This is a genomic window from Sphingosinicella sp. (assembly GCF_041916975.1).
Lineage (GTDB): Bacteria > Pseudomonadota > Alphaproteobacteria > Sphingomonadales > Sphingomonadaceae > Sphingosinicella.
This window is the reverse complement of record NZ_JAYRYK010000001.1, coordinates 928,670-942,908: the sequence shown is the minus strand read 5'-3', so window position 1 is coordinate 942,908 and position 14,239 is coordinate 928,670. Positions and strand designations below refer to the sequence as shown.

Annotated in this window: 9 protein-coding genes; 4 read left to right on the top strand and 5 right to left on the bottom strand. The window is 62.9% G+C overall.

The genetic code is table 11. The features are described 5' to 3' along the window. Window positions 1-35 precede the first annotated feature (35 nt). Genes ACE3TJ_RS04350 through bla form a run of 4 tightly spaced genes read right to left on the bottom strand, consistent with a single transcriptional unit; the run spans window position 36 to window position 6,412 of the window. Window positions 36-2,378, bottom strand: a complete 2,343-nt coding sequence (locus ACE3TJ_RS04350) for a serine hydrolase (protein ID WP_374594221.1) — start codon at window positions 2,376-2,378, stop codon at window positions 36-38. A gap of 29 nt (window positions 2,379-2,407) precedes the next feature. Continuing rightward, a complete protein-coding gene (locus ACE3TJ_RS04345) occupies window positions 2,408-3,694 on the bottom strand; it encodes an alanine racemase (protein ID WP_374594219.1) in 1,287 nt (428 codons plus the stop codon). 25 nt (window positions 3,695-3,719) lie between these two features. Then, window positions 3,720-5,381, bottom strand: a complete 1,662-nt coding sequence (locus tag ACE3TJ_RS04340; RefSeq protein WP_374594217.1) for an amidohydrolase family protein — start codon at window positions 5,379-5,381, stop codon at window positions 3,720-3,722. 23 nt (window positions 5,382-5,404) lie between these two features. Next, window positions 5,405-6,412: a class A beta-lactamase gene (gene bla / locus ACE3TJ_RS04335; RefSeq protein WP_374594215.1), complete on the bottom strand. Its 1,008-nt coding sequence runs from the start codon at window positions 6,410-6,412 to the stop codon at window positions 5,405-5,407. A gap of 167 nt (window positions 6,413-6,579) precedes the next feature. Here bla and ACE3TJ_RS04330 point away from each other — a divergent pair, with 167 nt between their 5' ends. Continuing rightward, window positions 6,580-7,254 carry a helix-turn-helix domain-containing protein gene (locus ACE3TJ_RS04330; protein ID WP_374594212.1) on the top strand — a complete coding sequence of 225 codons (675 nt, stop codon included), beginning with the start codon at window positions 6,580-6,582 and terminating at the stop codon, window positions 7,252-7,254. A gap of 49 nt (window positions 7,255-7,303) precedes the next feature. Here the strand turns inward: ACE3TJ_RS04330 and ACE3TJ_RS04325 are convergent, their stop codons facing one another. Next, the gene (locus ACE3TJ_RS04325) at window positions 7,304-10,123 is read right to left on the bottom strand and encodes a TonB-dependent receptor domain-containing protein (protein WP_374594210.1); all 2,820 of its coding nucleotides are present in this window, start codon (window positions 10,121-10,123) and stop codon (window positions 7,304-7,306) included. Between the two features lie 501 nt (window positions 10,124-10,624). On the opposite strand from ACE3TJ_RS04325, the gene ACE3TJ_RS04320 reads away from it, so the two are divergent. The 3 genes from ACE3TJ_RS04320 to ubiG are packed head-to-tail and all read left to right on the top strand — an operon-like array spanning window position 10,625 to window position 14,108. Next, window positions 10,625-11,665, top strand: a complete 1,041-nt coding sequence (locus ACE3TJ_RS04320) for a DUF1611 domain-containing protein (protein ID WP_374594208.1) — start codon at window positions 10,625-10,627, stop codon at window positions 11,663-11,665. A gap of 28 nt (window positions 11,666-11,693) precedes the next feature. Continuing rightward, complete coding sequence (locus ACE3TJ_RS04315) at window positions 11,694-13,334, top strand: amidohydrolase family protein (RefSeq protein WP_374594206.1); 1,641 nt, start codon at window positions 11,694-11,696, stop codon at window positions 13,332-13,334. Window positions 13,335-13,376: 42 nt separating this feature from the next. Next, on the top strand, window positions 13,377-14,108 hold the full coding sequence (gene ubiG / locus ACE3TJ_RS04310; RefSeq protein ID WP_374594204.1) for a bifunctional 2-polyprenyl-6-hydroxyphenol methylase/3-demethylubiquinol 3-O-methyltransferase UbiG: 732 nt from the start codon (window positions 13,377-13,379) through the stop codon (window positions 14,106-14,108). Window positions 14,109-14,239 lie beyond the last annotated feature (131 nt).

The window sequence follows — 14,239 nt, the reverse complement described above, 5'->3', positions numbered from 1 at the left end:
CGCCAACCATGACTCCGATCAAACCGAGCGGAGGATCAACGGCGTTTGCGGCCCTCCAGTTCCTCGAAGGTCTTGTTGCCGATCGGGTAGTCCCGCCAGTCGCCGTAGTCGAAGTGCCACCACTCCTCGGGGTAGACGTCGAAGCCCTCTGCCTCGATCGCGCTGCGCAGCACCTCGCGCAGCCAGCGCTGATGGTCGGTGCCGCCCACGAAGTTGGAGTAGGAGCGGGTGGAGAACTCATCGTAGCGGCCCGTCGTCTCAACGGGCTTGCCGGTGCCGAGTTCGAACATGGTGAGATCGACCGCCGCGCCCCGGTTATGGCGCGAACCCTTCGAAGGGTCGGCCACGAACATGCGGCTCGAAACCGGGCTCGCATCCCAGAACATCTTGGTCACATACCACGGCCGATACGCGTCGTGGATGAGGAGGCCGTAGCCACGTTTGCGCAGCGCCTGGTTGACACGCGCCAGCGCCTCGGCGGCGGGCCGCTGCAGATAGGCGCGGGCGCTTTCATAAACCGGGATGCCCATGAAGTTGTTGGTGCCCGCATAGCGCACATCGAGCCGGATCGTCGGGTCGGCCTTGTTGATCGCGTAGAGATCGCTGGGCTTTGCGGAGGGCGGCTCATTCGGCGGCGATGCGGCGAGCGCGGCGGCGCGAAGTCCGGCGAAATTGGCCTCTACGCCCGCACGGACCTTCGCCTGCACCTCCGCGCCGAAATCGCGGCGCGGGAAGCGGATACCGCCGAGGTTCGCGGCCGTCACCGCGCCGGAACCGTCGCGTTCGAATGTCAGCGCTTCGAAGGGATAGAGACCGCGATCGTTGGGAAAGGCGTACCGGTCGGCCGCCGTGCGCGTCAGCTCCGTGTGCTCGGTCCACTCGATCCACACGAAAGGCCTGCCGTCGCGTTCGTAAATGCGGAGCACGTTGTGCTCCCAGCCATAGTCGCCGACGAGCGAGGCGAGTTCAGCGTTCGGCAGCGGCGGCTCGGGCATCTCGCCGCGCGCGTAGCGCACGCCGCCGATTTCGATCCACGAGGCGTCGTCGGCGATGGCAAGCTTGTCGAACCGCGTCTGCGCGTCTTCCACGATGAAGCCCGTGGCTGTCCGGCGGATGTCGCCGACCAGTTCGGGAGCGTCGATGACGAGACGGCCGTTGTAGATGCGCGTGCTGACGCTTTGCCTGCCGTTCGTGAACCAGCCGGAAAGGCGCTTTGCGTCGGCGCCGGTCACAAGCTCGCCTTTCGCGTATACGGGCACTTCGGTTCCCGCCTTCAGCGCGAGCACGGTGCGAAGCGCATAGTCGGCCAGCTTGTTCGTGATCGGGTTGGACGCGTCGACGGTCGTGAACGCGACAACGCCGACGCCGGCTTCCGGCATCACCAGCAACTGCGTCGAATGGCCGTAGATGGCGCCGCCGTGGCCGACGACGCGCTTGCCGTCCATGTCCGCGACGACGAAGCCGAGACCGAAGATGCGCGCGCCCGAATCCGGGTATTGGCGCCTCCACATCTCGTCGAGCGAGGCGACGTTCAGCATGCGGCCGTTCGGCATCGCGCCTTTGTTCAGCAGCGCCTGCGCAAACCGCCCGAGGTCGCCCGTCGTCGTGAACAGGCTCCCGGCGGCGGGCGTGCCGAGTTCAATCGGCGGCGCGGCGACGCGCGGGCCGTCGAACGCTGCCATTTCGCTATAGGCGATGCGCCCGGCGAACGGGGCCGCCGTAAGCCCGCTCGATGCCATGCCGAGCGGGTCCAGCACCAGCGTGTGCAGCGCCTTTTCGAAGGACGTGCCGGTTGCGCGCGCGACGACCTCGCCGACGACTGCGATCCCGGCGTTCGAATATTTGGTGATCGTCCCCGGCGCGGCGACGAGCGTCGTGTCGTTCAGGCTGAGCACGGCATCGGCCTGCCCCTTGGGGTCGATGTCGAAATAGTTGCCGCGCGGGGATTCACGCACCAGCCCGCTGCGGTGCGTCATCAGTTGGCGCAGCGTGATCTCGGTGCCGAACGGGTTTTTGGGCTGGAACGTCGGCAGATAGGTGCGGACGGGAACGTCGAGCTTCAGCTTGCCCTGCTCGACCAGCTTCATCACGGCGACGTCGGTGAACAATTTGCTCACGGAGCCCGCCCGGTAAACCGTATCGGCTGACGCCGGCATCTTGCCGTTGGCATCCGCCTTGCCCCATGCGCCCGACCAGCGCACGCCTTCCGGGCCGATGATCGCCACCGCGATCGAAGGGATCTGCTTTTCGCGAACCTCCCACTGCGCCGCGCCCGCAATCAGCGCTGCGGCGCGATCGAGAGCTGGGTCCGGCGTCTGTGCCAGCGCGGCGGCCGGGGCCACCAGCACGATGATCCAGGCCAGCAGTCTCTTCATCATTCCCTCGTCCCCTTTATGTCTGCGGCGGCTCAGAAGTAGGTACGCACCGATCCCGTCACGATGAGCGCGTCGTCCACGATATACAGCAGCCTCCATTTGTCGAACGTCGTGCACGGATGCGAAATGCCGAGGCTGATCATGTCGCCCGGCTGCAGGGGCGAGTCCGCGGGTACGTCGAGATAGGCATGCTGATCGTCGAGGCGGACGACGCGGTGCGTGTCGCCAAGCGGAAGAGGTGCCGCGTTCGGGCCGGGCCGGGCCCACGCGAGCGGGGTGGGGCGTGCCACGTCCTCGCCGATGTCGCGTTTGCCGAGGCCTGCGATCACGCGCGTCGGTTCGGGCCGCGAGTGGACATAGGCCCAGACTTCCAGTGCTGGCCGCAAACCTTCGCCGAGGCCCGCGGCAATCGGGGACCGGGCTTCGAGCTGGTCGATCAGCTGCTGGTAGAAGTGGCTGTCATGCACGAGGTAGCAGCCGCTGCGCAGCAGCACGAGGAACGGCCGCCCCTTTCGTGCTTCGCCGAATGTCCGGGCAACATGATCGAACAGCGAAGATCCGCCTGCGGACAGTATCGGTTCGCCGGAGAAGAGACCCGTGTCGTAGCAGTGCTCGGCAAGACGCACGATCCGCTGCAGCAAGGCGTTGACCTTCGCGTCACGCTCCGCCGCTTCGAGGCCCTGAACGATGCCCTCGAACGCCTCGATGCCGCGCAGACAGACATGGGGGGACGCGGCGATCCTCTCCGCTGCGGCCAACGCTTCGGCATCGTCTCGGAACCCCGTCCGCCCGCCGGGAAAGCCCAGCTCGACCAGCACCTGAAGCCGCCTGCCGGGCGGCGTCGCGGCAAGTCCTGCTTCAAGCAGATCGATCGCCTGCATCGAATCCACCAGGCAATAGAAATCGAAGTCGGGATCGTCGCGCAGTTCCGCCGCAACGTAGGCGATGTTTTCACGGCCCACGAGCTGGTTCGCCATGAAAATCTTGTCGATGCCGAACGCACGATAAGCACGGACGTGGCAGGCGTTTGCGGCGGTGATGCCCCAGGCTCCGTCCGCCATCTGCATGGCGAACAGTTCGGGGCTCATGGTCGTCTTGCCGTGCGGGGCGATCAGCGTCCCGGTCAGTTCGGTAAAACGCTTCATCCAGCGGCTGTTGTGTTCCAGCGCAGAACGCCGCAGCACGGCGGCAGGCAGCATCAGATCTTCGCCCAGAACGGAAAGTCCGGCACCGGTCAGTGTCGCGGCGTCTCCACGCCAGGCAGCAGGCAGGCCTTTGATCCGCCAATCGAGTGATTCTGGCGGCAGGATAATGCTCATTTGTCTCTCGTTTCCTGGTTCTGTTTTATTTTCGCGCGCGATCGTAACGGATCACCTTGCCTGCTCGGGCGCCCGTCATCTTGCCATCGTCGATGGCAAGCACGCCGTTCACGAACACGTAGTCCATGCCGGTCGAATACTGTGCCGGGTTCTCGAAGGTGGCGCGGTCCTGGATGGTTTCGGGATCGAAAATCAGAACGTCGGCGGCATAGCCGACGCCCAGCCTGCCGCGATCGAACAGGCCGAGCCGGTTTGCCGATGCCGACGTCATGCGCCGGACCGCTTCCTCCAGCGGGATCACCTTCTCCTCGCGCACGTATTTCGCGAGTACGCGCGGCATCGTGCCGTAGGCGCGCGGATGCGTGGCGATGCCGTCGACGTCGGGGCTCGCGGGTGACGTGTCCGTGTTGATCATCACGAACGGCGCTTTCAGCGCGATGCGCTTCTGCTCCTCGTTCATGCTGAGCGGCGCGACGCTGACGCCGCCTTCGGCGATCGTGTCGAACACGAAGGTCCAAGCGTCCTTGCCGCGCAGTTTCGCCGCTTCGGCAATGCTGAGGCCCGCAAGTTCCTTGCCGAGCCGATCGTCGGTGATCTGGACGTTCGCCCAGTCCTGGCCGACGTGGTCGTACCAGTTCTCCCACGATGTGTCTGTCTCCACGACCTTGCGGAGGTCGGCGCGCACCTTTGGGTCGGAGAGGGTCTTGTAGAAGGCTTCCGGTCCTTTCGCGTAGGACCATGGCGGAACGAACGAGCCGAGGCCGATGCCGTTGCGGACATAGGGGTAGATGTCGGTGGTGACGTCGAGACCCGCGGTGCGCGCGTCGGCGATCTTGTCCACCGCCTTCTGCATCAGCGGCCAGTTCTTCACGCCCGCCGCCTTCAAATGGTAGATTTGCACGGGGATTCCGGCGCCCTTGCCGATCGCGATCGACTCGTCGATGGCTTCGAGGAGCTGTTTGCTCTCGTTGCGCATATGCGTGGAGTAGAAGCCGCCGTAGGGCTTCACCATCTTCGCGAGTTCGACGAGTTCTGCCGTCGTCTGATAGTTGCCCGGCGGGTAGATAAGCGCGGTGGAAAGGCCCGAGGCGCCATCGCGCATCGCGTCGTCCACCAGCTTTTTCATGGCCTCCATTTCGCGCGCGGTCGGCTTCCGGTCCTCGACGCCCATCACCACGCGGCGCACCTGCGCGGCGCCAACGTTGTGGACGACGTTCACAGGCACGCCGAGGTTTTCGAGGATGTCGAAATATTCCGCGTAGGTGCGCCAGCGATACGGCTTGCCGGCGATCATCACGGGATCGGGCTGGGTCGTCTCGTTCTGCGGCGCGGGCGATCCGCCTTCACCGCTCAGATGAACTGTGATCCCCTGTGTGAGCCGCGACTGCGCCGAAGCTGGATTGGTCACGTAGACAAGCGTGCTCTGCCCCATGAAATCCATGAAGCCCGGCGAAACAACCCGATCCTTCGCATCGATGATCCGTGCTGCCCGCATGGTATCGGTCGTCTCGTTGCCAATCCACGCGATCTTGCCATCATCAATGGCAATCGCACCCCGGAACCACGGATTCCCGCTCCCGTCCACGATACGCGCATTGGTGATCAGGAAGTCCCACTGGTCATCGGCCTGTGCGGCCGGAGCAAATGCCGCCAGCAGCAGCGCGCCAAGCGCAGCCTTGGTCCGCATATTCATTGTCCCTCGGCTCCAGATCAGTTGACGGTGAGGAAATGGTCGTAGGCGACGCGCCCGATGTCGGCGATCACCTTGTCCTGAATATCCTTGCCCTTCGTGTCGCCCTTCACGAACACCGCGATGGCAAACTGCTTGCCGTTCGGGAGCGTGATGATGCCGACGTCGTTCGCCACCGAGTTCAAGGTGCCGGTCTTATGCGCAATCACTGTATCGGACGGGAGAAGGCCTTTCAGCCGCTTCTCGCCGGTGCGGCAGCGCTCCATGATCTCAATCAGCGTCTTTGTGCTTTTCGCGCTCATCGCCTTGCCCGAGTGAATACGGAGCAGGAGCTGCAACATGGCTTCGGGCGTAGAGGCATCACGCGGATCGGCATTGAATGGCACGTTGGGGCCGCGATTGCGCATTGCAGGGTCCGCTTTGTACGCGGCCTCCACATTCTCCTTGAACGTGGGCAGGGTGGGACTGTCGATACCCATAGCGCGGTAGATGAGGTGTGCGGTGTCGCTGTCGACACGCTGCCCGGTGATCCCCTGAGCACGCAGCCACGCCGTAACAGCAGCCGGGCCGCCCGCAAGCTCGACGAGCACGTCGGTCGAGGTGTTGTCGCTCTGTGTGATCATGAACTCGAGCAGGTTGTAGACCGAAAGCGCGATGCCCGGATGCGGCGTCTGGATCGCCATGCCGTAGGAGCCGACGAGCAGTTTCGGATCGACGGTGATCACCTGCTCAAGCGTGATTTCACCTTTGTCGATCCGTTCGAAAATCTTGCCGGCGACGGCGATCTTGAACGTGCTCGCCATCGGGAATGTCGTTCCGGCGTTCAGTGTGGCCATCTCCTTGCCTTCTATGGCCTGCACGGCGACGCCCACCGTACCGTCGGTCTGCTCCGCAAAGAGCTTGAAGGCATCGGAAAGTCGGCTTTGCGCGGTCGTTTTTGCGGGTGCGGCCAGCACCGGTGTGGCCATAGGGCCGGCGGCGGCTAGAAGTGCGGCGGAGGCGAAGGTCACGAGAGAGGCGCGTCGCATGGGCAATCCTTTCATCATTTCATCACAGAACGAGAACTTGCGGCGACTTGTCCGCAACGATTTTCATGTTTGTCAAATTTTGAAAAATCTGATGTAGCTGATGTCGTTTCGCCGCCATGACAGCCGGACGCTGCTCTGTTAGTTTGCGGCAACAGGAGAGGATCAGAATGTCTACTGCAAACCGCAGTGCTGTGGGCCCCACGGCCGCAGTTTCTTCCGCGGACATCGATCCAGGCGAGGTCTTGCGCGGCATCCGGACCGAGCGAGGCTTGACGCTTGCGGAGGTAAGCAAGCGGACAGGTATGCCGATTTCGACATTGTCCAAGGTTGAAACAGGCAAGATTTCGCTCAGTTACGAAAAGCTGATGCGCCTCAGCCGGGGTCTCGACATCGACATTACGCGCCTTTTCGCGGCGCCGAAACCGGCTTCCGGGTCGGGAAGGTCGCTCACTACGGGACGCCGGACGATCACGCGTGCCGGCGATGGACCCCGGATACGCACAGCAACTTACGATTATGTCTATCCGTCCGCTGACCTTCTCAACAAGTCTCTGAATCCGATGATCATTGATGTTCGTGTGCGGTCGATCGCCGAATTCGGCGACCTGATGCGACATCCGGGCGAGGAGTATGCGCTGGTTCTTGAAGGCCAGTGCGAATTCCATTGCGACCTTTACGCTCCCTCTCTGATGTCCACTGGGGACTCGGTCTATTTCGACGGCAGCATGGGCCACGCTTATGTCGCCGTGGGGGAGGGGCCTTGCCGCATCCTCTCCATCTGCTCGGCCACCGATGCCGATCTAAAGTCGGCGCTGCATCCTTTGCCCAAAGACCCGGCTTAACGATGTTGCGGACGGTCCGGCTGGGACTCCGGACCGTCCGCAGCGGCGTTCAGAACTTGAAGCGAACGCCGAGGTTATAAACGCGGCCGATCATATCATAAAGACTGCGCGTCGTGCCGTAGCCGTTCCAGGCCGTGATCGGCGGATCCTTGTCCATTAGGTTCTGGATCGTGCCGAACAATGCGACACGGCGGTTGCCATCGTCGATCAAGGTGACCTCACCCATGATATCGAAATACAGCCGGCCGTTGACGCTCTTCTTGTCGGTCTGATTGCTCTGCGTGATGATGCCGCCACCAACATAGCGGCTGGTAAGAGCCAGCTTGTAGGCATCCGTGGCGAACGTTGCGCTGGTATTGAAACGCCAGTGCGGCGTACCGCCAACGCCCTGGATGGTGATCAGCTCCGTATTGCCCGCGAGGTGCGTCGTGTTGGCGCCGTCTACGAGATCGAGTTTGTCCGTGTAGTTGATGAGCGCTCGCAGATCGAGGTCACCGTCAAACAGTGGGAGACCATAGCCGAGTTCGACATCGACGCCGCGCAGCTTTATGCTCTGGAAGTTCGCCGGCGCTGAACGGACGACCGTGATCTGGCTCGTCGGCGTCGGCCGCGTGATGAGCGAGCAGAGTGCCGGCGTGTCAGTGTAGCAGCGGTCCACGATCGCCGAGGTTGCGAGCGAGTTGATCGCGCCCTTCAGCTCAAGATCGTAGTAATCGACCGACATGCGGAAGCGTGGGATGAAGGTGGGCGTAAACACAACGCCGAACGTCAACGTATCGGCTTCTTCCGGTTTCAGGTTGGGGTTGCCGCCCTGAATGTTCTGCACGTTGTAGCTGGTGCCGAGAACCGGATCGTTGATCCCGAAGATGAAGGTGTTGCCTGAAGCGAACAGTTCGTCGAGGCCGGGTGCGCGGATGTCACGCGAGCGCGTGGCGCGGAACCGGATCGAGTCGTTCACATCGTAGGTTACGCCCACCTTCCAAGTCTTCACTGTACCAGAAGTGCTGTAGTCCGTTACACGGCCTGCCACGTTGAGATCGAGGGCCTTTGCCCAGCTCTGATCGGCTGCCAGTGGCACGAGGGCTTCGAGAAAGCCTTCCTTGACGTTGACGTCGCCAGACCAGGGCTGGGCGTTGCCGACGCGGTATGCGCTTACCTGTGAAAGCGGATCGGATGTGACGTCCACGGATTGCTTACGATACTCGCCGCCGAACGCAATCGAAACCGGCCCCGCCCAAGTCGAGAACGGCTCGCCGCGCACGGCGAACGCTGCGACGCGCTGTTTGATCTTCCAGTCGCGCACCGCGGTGCCGAGAATGTAATTCTTGGCTTCCTGTGAAACATTGCCTGCGCCGAACACGTTCATCGGAACGCAGCCGTTTGTGGGGTCCGTGATGGTGGAACGACATACGATCGCACCGGTGTCCGGATGGAACACGGCGTCCATCGCTCGGTTCCAGTTCGCCGTGATACGGCTTCCGGTGAATAGGGCGAGGTTGTGCGTTTTGCCGAAGCCGTAATAGGCGTCCCAGCTCCAGCTGTCTCCGAACTTGCCCTTGGCACCACCGGTCACCTGCCACGTGTCGGTCGTAACGTCGATACCGCCGCGCCCGTAATCCTTCAGGCTGCGGCCCATCACGAAACTCGTGATGTTGTTCGCGGTCATTGTCGTCCGGATGGAATCGGGCAGATAGGCATTGTCCGCCTGAATTCTGATCTGATCGTTGCCCAGAATGCTGAGGTTGCTGGATTCCGTGCGGCCGTAAGCAAACTCGGCAAAGACCTCGATGTCGTCTGCCACTTCATATGTCAGGCGTCCAAAACCCGAGTACCGCTTAACCGGTGTTTCCAGAACGAGATCAGATGTGGAGGGAACGCCATCGCCTCCGTTCATTGTCGTCGCGGTGACAAGCGAACCATATGTAAAGGGAATCGGCGAACCGTCCGGTGCGAATTGTATGCCACGCAGCGGCCCCGGACCGCTGGTGCCGTCTCCATAGGTGACGCTGTTGATAAGACCGCCGAAAGAGGCGTTCGATGAACGTGCATCGTTGACAATCAGGTATTGCGGTTCACCATTTGTGGGCGTGTAGGCGGGATTGAAAATTGTGCTCGGGTTGTTGCCCCAGTCCCGATCGCCGATCTTGTCCACACCACTGTTGTGCGCTGCTTCGCCGCCGATGAGCAGGTGGCCACGACCGCCGCTGAAACTCGTGCCAAAGGCTGCCGACGCGAGGAAGTTGCGGTGGTCGTTATGATCGGTGATGCCGCCCTGGAGCGACCCCTTGATGCCTTCGAGTTTGTTGTCGAGGCGTAGGTTGACGACGCCCGCGACAGCATCCGAACCATAAGCAGCCGAGGCGCCGCCGGTGACCACGTCGGTGCCGGCGATCAGTGCTTGCGGAATGGTGTTGATGTTGAGGCCGCCGGTCGTCGTGGTCGGGACATAACGGCGCCCGTCGATCAGGGTGAGCGTTCGCAGAAAGCCAAGGCCGCGCAGGTCGAGAAAGTTACCGCCGAGAGCGGTCGAGAGGTTTGTTGATGTCGCCGGCGTCAGCGTTGCACGCAGTGCGGGAAGCTGATTGAGCGCGTCCGCGATATTCGGCGCCGCAACGCGCTCCAGATCGGCGGACGTGATATTCGTCGTCGGGGTCGGCGCGGTGAAGCCGCTGCGTTGGATTCGCGAGCCGGTGACGATGATCTCGCCTGTGTCTTCCGCCTGCTGCACGTCGCCGGAGACTTCCTGCGCCTGCGACGACACATTCCATAGAGCGACGAGGCCCGTCGTGGCGCAAAGCAGCACCTTGCCTGCGATTTGGCGGCGTGTGCGCGATGATCCCCGGGTAACGAGAACAGATTTATCGATCATGATTAAACCCCCCTTCCTTAGGTTTGCAACAACCCGCGCCCGAACCGCGCATGACGGTTCAGCGTGTCCCTCGCGGGCCGCGAGACGGTTTGGCTGACAGCGACAGACAGCGGATGGCTGCATCGCAACAGCTTGCCATGTTCGGCAGAACGCTCCCCAATGCCTCCGAGGAATCGGTTGGATTCCTCCCTGAAAAGGGTGGGCCAGCGAATCGGCATTCCACCCTTCGGAGTGAAACTTGCACTTTTTGAAACGATTCGCAATTCCGGAAATTTTCCGTATGGCCACTATGTGGGAATTGACAAATTTCCATCTAGGATCATTTTGTCCTTATCAGGAGAACGATTTTGTTGGCCGAGGTGTCGCGGAGTTGGGCCTGACACTGCGTGTGCGAAGACAAGGAGGGGCCATGAAAGTTTACGAGCGCTGCGAGGCCTCTTCCGGTTTCGCCGAACCTGTTCCCTCAGTCCTTGCCGTGCCGAACGTACGGTGGAGCCATTCATGAACGCGATTTCCGATCCCTATTCGGATGCGGCTGTACAACTGCCGTTTCCTTACCTTCTGTTCCTCGGCGATACGGCTGAACCCGGCTTCGCGAAAACGGCTTTCGGCGTCCGGGATTGGGCCGCTGACAAGTGTGTCGGGGAGTTCGCCGTGGGAGCGAAGGTTACGACCGGCCTGCCGGTGATGACACCCGCGGAAGCGTATGCGGCAGGCGCGCGTGCAATTCTCATCGGCGTTGCAAATCGTGGCGGCGTTATCGCTTCCAACTGGATTGTGCCGCTGGTCGAGGCGCTTGAAGCCGGGCTCGACATCATCAGCGGTATGCACGTGCGTTTGGGTGACGTGCCCGAGCTTGCCGAGGCGGCGGCTAAACACGGACGGCGCCTGATCGACGTGCGCGTCCCGCCGGCGGGTCTGCCCGTGGGCACCGGCCGCAAGCGGACGGGTAAGCGGCTGCTCGCCGTGGGAACCGACTGCGCACTTGGCAAGAAATACACGGCGCTGGCGCTTGCGGCAGCGTTCGCGGAACGCGGCGTAGATGTGGATTTCCGCGCCACGGGCCAGACCGGCATCATGATCGCGGGCGGCGGCATTCCGATGGATGCTGTGGTGTCGGACTTCGAGGCCGGCGCCGCCGAGGTGCTGAGCCCGGACGCGACGCCGGATCACTGGGACGTGATTGAAGGGCAGGGCTCGCTGTTCCACCCGGCCTATGCGGCGGTTTCGCTCGGCCTTCTGCACGGCAGCCAGCCCGACGTGATCGTCGTGTGTCACCAGCCGGGGCGGGAGACGATGCTGGGCCTCCCGGATCACGCCGTGCCGTCGATCGAGGAGACGATCGAGCTTAACCTCCGCATGGGGCGTCGCACCAACCCGGCGATCCGCTGCGGCGGCATCGCCTTCAACACCAGCGGCATGGGTGCTGCGGCGGCAGATGCGCTCATGGAGGCCGAGAGCAAGCGTCTCGGCCTTCCCGTCGCGGACCCGATCCGCCGGGGGGCCGCGTTCGAGGCGCTCGTCGACAGCTGCCTGAAATAAGCGCCTGAGCAACAAGGGAGGATAAGAGATGAGCTTCATATCATTCGGAACGCGTGCTGCCCTGCTTGCCGGCGCGATGCTGGTGTCTTCGGGAGCGGCGACTGCGCAGCCCGCGGCAGACTATGATATTGTGATCCGCGGCGGCCGGGTTCTCGACGGGGCTGGGAATCCCTGGGTGAACGCCGACGTTGCCATCAAAGACGGCCGCATTGCTGCTGTCGGCACGATCAAGACACGTGGCAAGCGCGAGATTGATGCGCGTGGACGCTATGTTTCGCCGGGCTTCATCGACATGATGGACCAGTCGGGCCGTGTGCTTCCGGTGAACGGTGCGGCGGAAAACAAGCTCAGGCAAGGCGTGACCACGGTACTTTCGGGTGAAGGCGGCACACCGGTCGATGCCGCGGAGATTCCGGCCTATTTTTCCAAACTTGAAAAACAGGGCATCGGGGTAAACTTCGGCACTTACTACGCGACCTCGCAGGCGCGCGAAAAGGTGATGGGCGACGTTGCGGGCGCACCCACCAAGGCGCAGATGGAGGCAATGAAAAAGGAAGTCGCCGCGGCCATGAAGGCGGGCGTCTTTGGCGTGACCAGTGCGCTCATCTATCCGCCGAGCAGCTTCCAGACGACGGCCGACCTTGTCGAACTCGCCAAGGTGGCGGGGCAATGCAACGGCTTCTATGCCACGCACATGCGTGACGAGAGCGCGAAGCTCGTGTCCGCTATCGAGGAAGCCATAGAGATCGGCGAAAAAGGTGGTGTGAAGGTGGAAATCTACCACCTGAAGAACGCCTACGCGCCGCAATGGGGCAAGGGCATGTCGAAGGCCGTTGCCACGATCGAGGCGGCGCGTGCACGCGGTGTGGATGTCGCCGCCGACATGTATCCGTATCCGGCGGGCGGCACCGGCGTTGAGATCACCGTGCCGAACTGGGCGTGGGCGGACGGCGTTGAGAAGGGCCTTGAACGCCTGAAAGACCCCGAAATCCGCAAGAAGCTGAAGGAACAGGTCGCCGCAGGCTCGATGCCCGACTGGTCGAACCTCGTCGAGGCTTCGGGGGGATGGGAACGCGTCGTTCTCGCGAATTCGCACAGCGAAAAATACGCGCAGTTCCACGGCAAGAACTTTGTCGAGATCGGCAAGGCGCTTGGCCTCGATCCCGCTGACGCGGCGTGGGATATTGTGCTGAACGCGTACCCCAAGCGTTCGATGGCGCTCTATTTCATGATCGATGAGAAGGACATCGAGACGGCGCTGCGACAGCCGTGGACGAGCATCGGCAGCGATGCCGGGGCGGCGCTGAAGCCGGGCGAGATCGACGACCTCGGCCTGCCGCACCCGCGCTCTTATGGCACGTTTCCACGCGTGATCGCCGAGTATGTGAAGCGCCGCCCAGTGCTGACGCTGGAAGATGCGGTTCGCAAGATGACCGGTTGGCCCGCGCAGCGCATGGGCCTCAGCGACCGTGGACTCGTCCGGCAGGGGATGCGCGCGGACGTCGTCGTGTTCGACTACGAAACGCTCGATGATGTGGCGAGTTGGACCAACCCGGTCGACTATCCGAAGGGCATCGACACCGTCATCGTCAACGGTCGTGTCGCGCTCGACAAGGGCAAGCTTGAAGATACGCGTGCGGGCGCCGTCCTGCGGCATTCCTGCAGCTAGTCTCACCTTGCAGCGCGGGCGTCGGCGCGCGAGAGTGGTTTCATGACCACGACCACGATCGACCCCGCGCAGTCCCGGCTTTTCGACAGCATCGCCCATGAATGGTGGGATGCGGAGGGATCGTCTGGGCCGCTGCACAAGGTGAATCCGGTGCGCCTCGCGTTCATCCGGGAACAGGCGCTGGCGCACTTCGGGCGCGATTCGCGGGACCGGGCGTGGCTTGCGGGGCTCGATGTGCTCGACATCGGTTGCGGCGGCGGCATTCTTGCCGAGCCGCTTGCCCGGCTCGGCGGGCGCGTGACGGCCATCGATGCGGCGGCGGAGGCCATTGCCGTGGCGAAGGCCCACGCTGCCGGGGCAAGCCTTGAAATCGACTATCGCCAGTCCTCCGTGGAGGCGCTGGCGGAGGAAGGGCGGCGCTTCGATCTCATCACCTGCATGGAGGTGGTCGAGCATGTCGCGGACGTGCCGGTCTTTCTGCGGGGCATCGCCAGCCTGTTGAAGCCAGCCGGTCTCCTCGTCTTCTCGACGCCGAACCGCACGGCACTCTCCTACGGCACGCTCATCGTCGGCGCCGAATGGGTGTTGCGCTTCATTCCGCGTGGCACGCACGACTGGAACAGGTTCCTGACACCCGAGGAACTAACCAGCGCGCTGGAGAAAGCCGAACTCAAGGTTACGGAAACGCGCGGCATCGGCTTTCGTCCCTCGCGCGGCTTCGAACTGTCGGACGATCGCCGCATCAATTACATCGGCGCGGCGGTCCATGCCTGATCGGCAGTCTTGCCGAATAGGGATATGTGTGCGGTAACGCACGGATTCCCGGCCTTTTCGTGCCCGGATCCCAGCCGAAGTTGATGAAGTTGAGACATGCCCGCGCGCGATCGCGTACGCGGGCGCGCATG

What these genes read in the sequence shown, in the direction of transcription:
- bla (WP_374594215.1), bottom strand. Translation starts at nt 6,412, where the DNA reads ATGCGACGCGCCTCTCTCGTGACCTTCGCCTCCGCCGCACTTCTAGCC.
- ubiG (WP_374594204.1), top strand. Translation starts at nt 13,377, where the DNA reads ATGACCACGACCACGATCGACCCCGCGCAGTCCCGGCTTTTCGACAGC.
- ACE3TJ_RS04315 (WP_374594206.1), top strand. Translation starts at nt 11,694, where the DNA reads ATGAGCTTCATATCATTCGGAACGCGTGCTGCCCTGCTTGCCGGCGCG.
- ACE3TJ_RS04330 (WP_374594212.1), top strand. Translation starts at nt 6,580, where the DNA reads ATGTCTACTGCAAACCGCAGTGCTGTGGGCCCCACGGCCGCAGTTTCT.
- ACE3TJ_RS04320 (WP_374594208.1), top strand. Translation starts at nt 10,625, where the DNA reads ATGAACGCGATTTCCGATCCCTATTCGGATGCGGCTGTACAACTGCCG.
- ACE3TJ_RS04340 (WP_374594217.1), bottom strand. Translation starts at nt 5,381, where the DNA reads ATGCGGACCAAGGCTGCGCTTGGCGCGCTGCTGCTGGCGGCATTTGCT.
- ACE3TJ_RS04325 (WP_374594210.1), bottom strand. Translation starts at nt 10,123, where the DNA reads ATGATCGATAAATCTGTTCTCGTTACCCGGGGATCATCGCGCACACGC.
- ACE3TJ_RS04350 (WP_374594221.1), bottom strand. Translation starts at nt 2,378, where the DNA reads ATGATGAAGAGACTGCTGGCCTGGATCATCGTGCTGGTGGCCCCGGCC.
- ACE3TJ_RS04345 (WP_374594219.1), bottom strand. Translation starts at nt 3,694, where the DNA reads ATGAGCATTATCCTGCCGCCAGAATCACTCGATTGGCGGATCAAAGGC.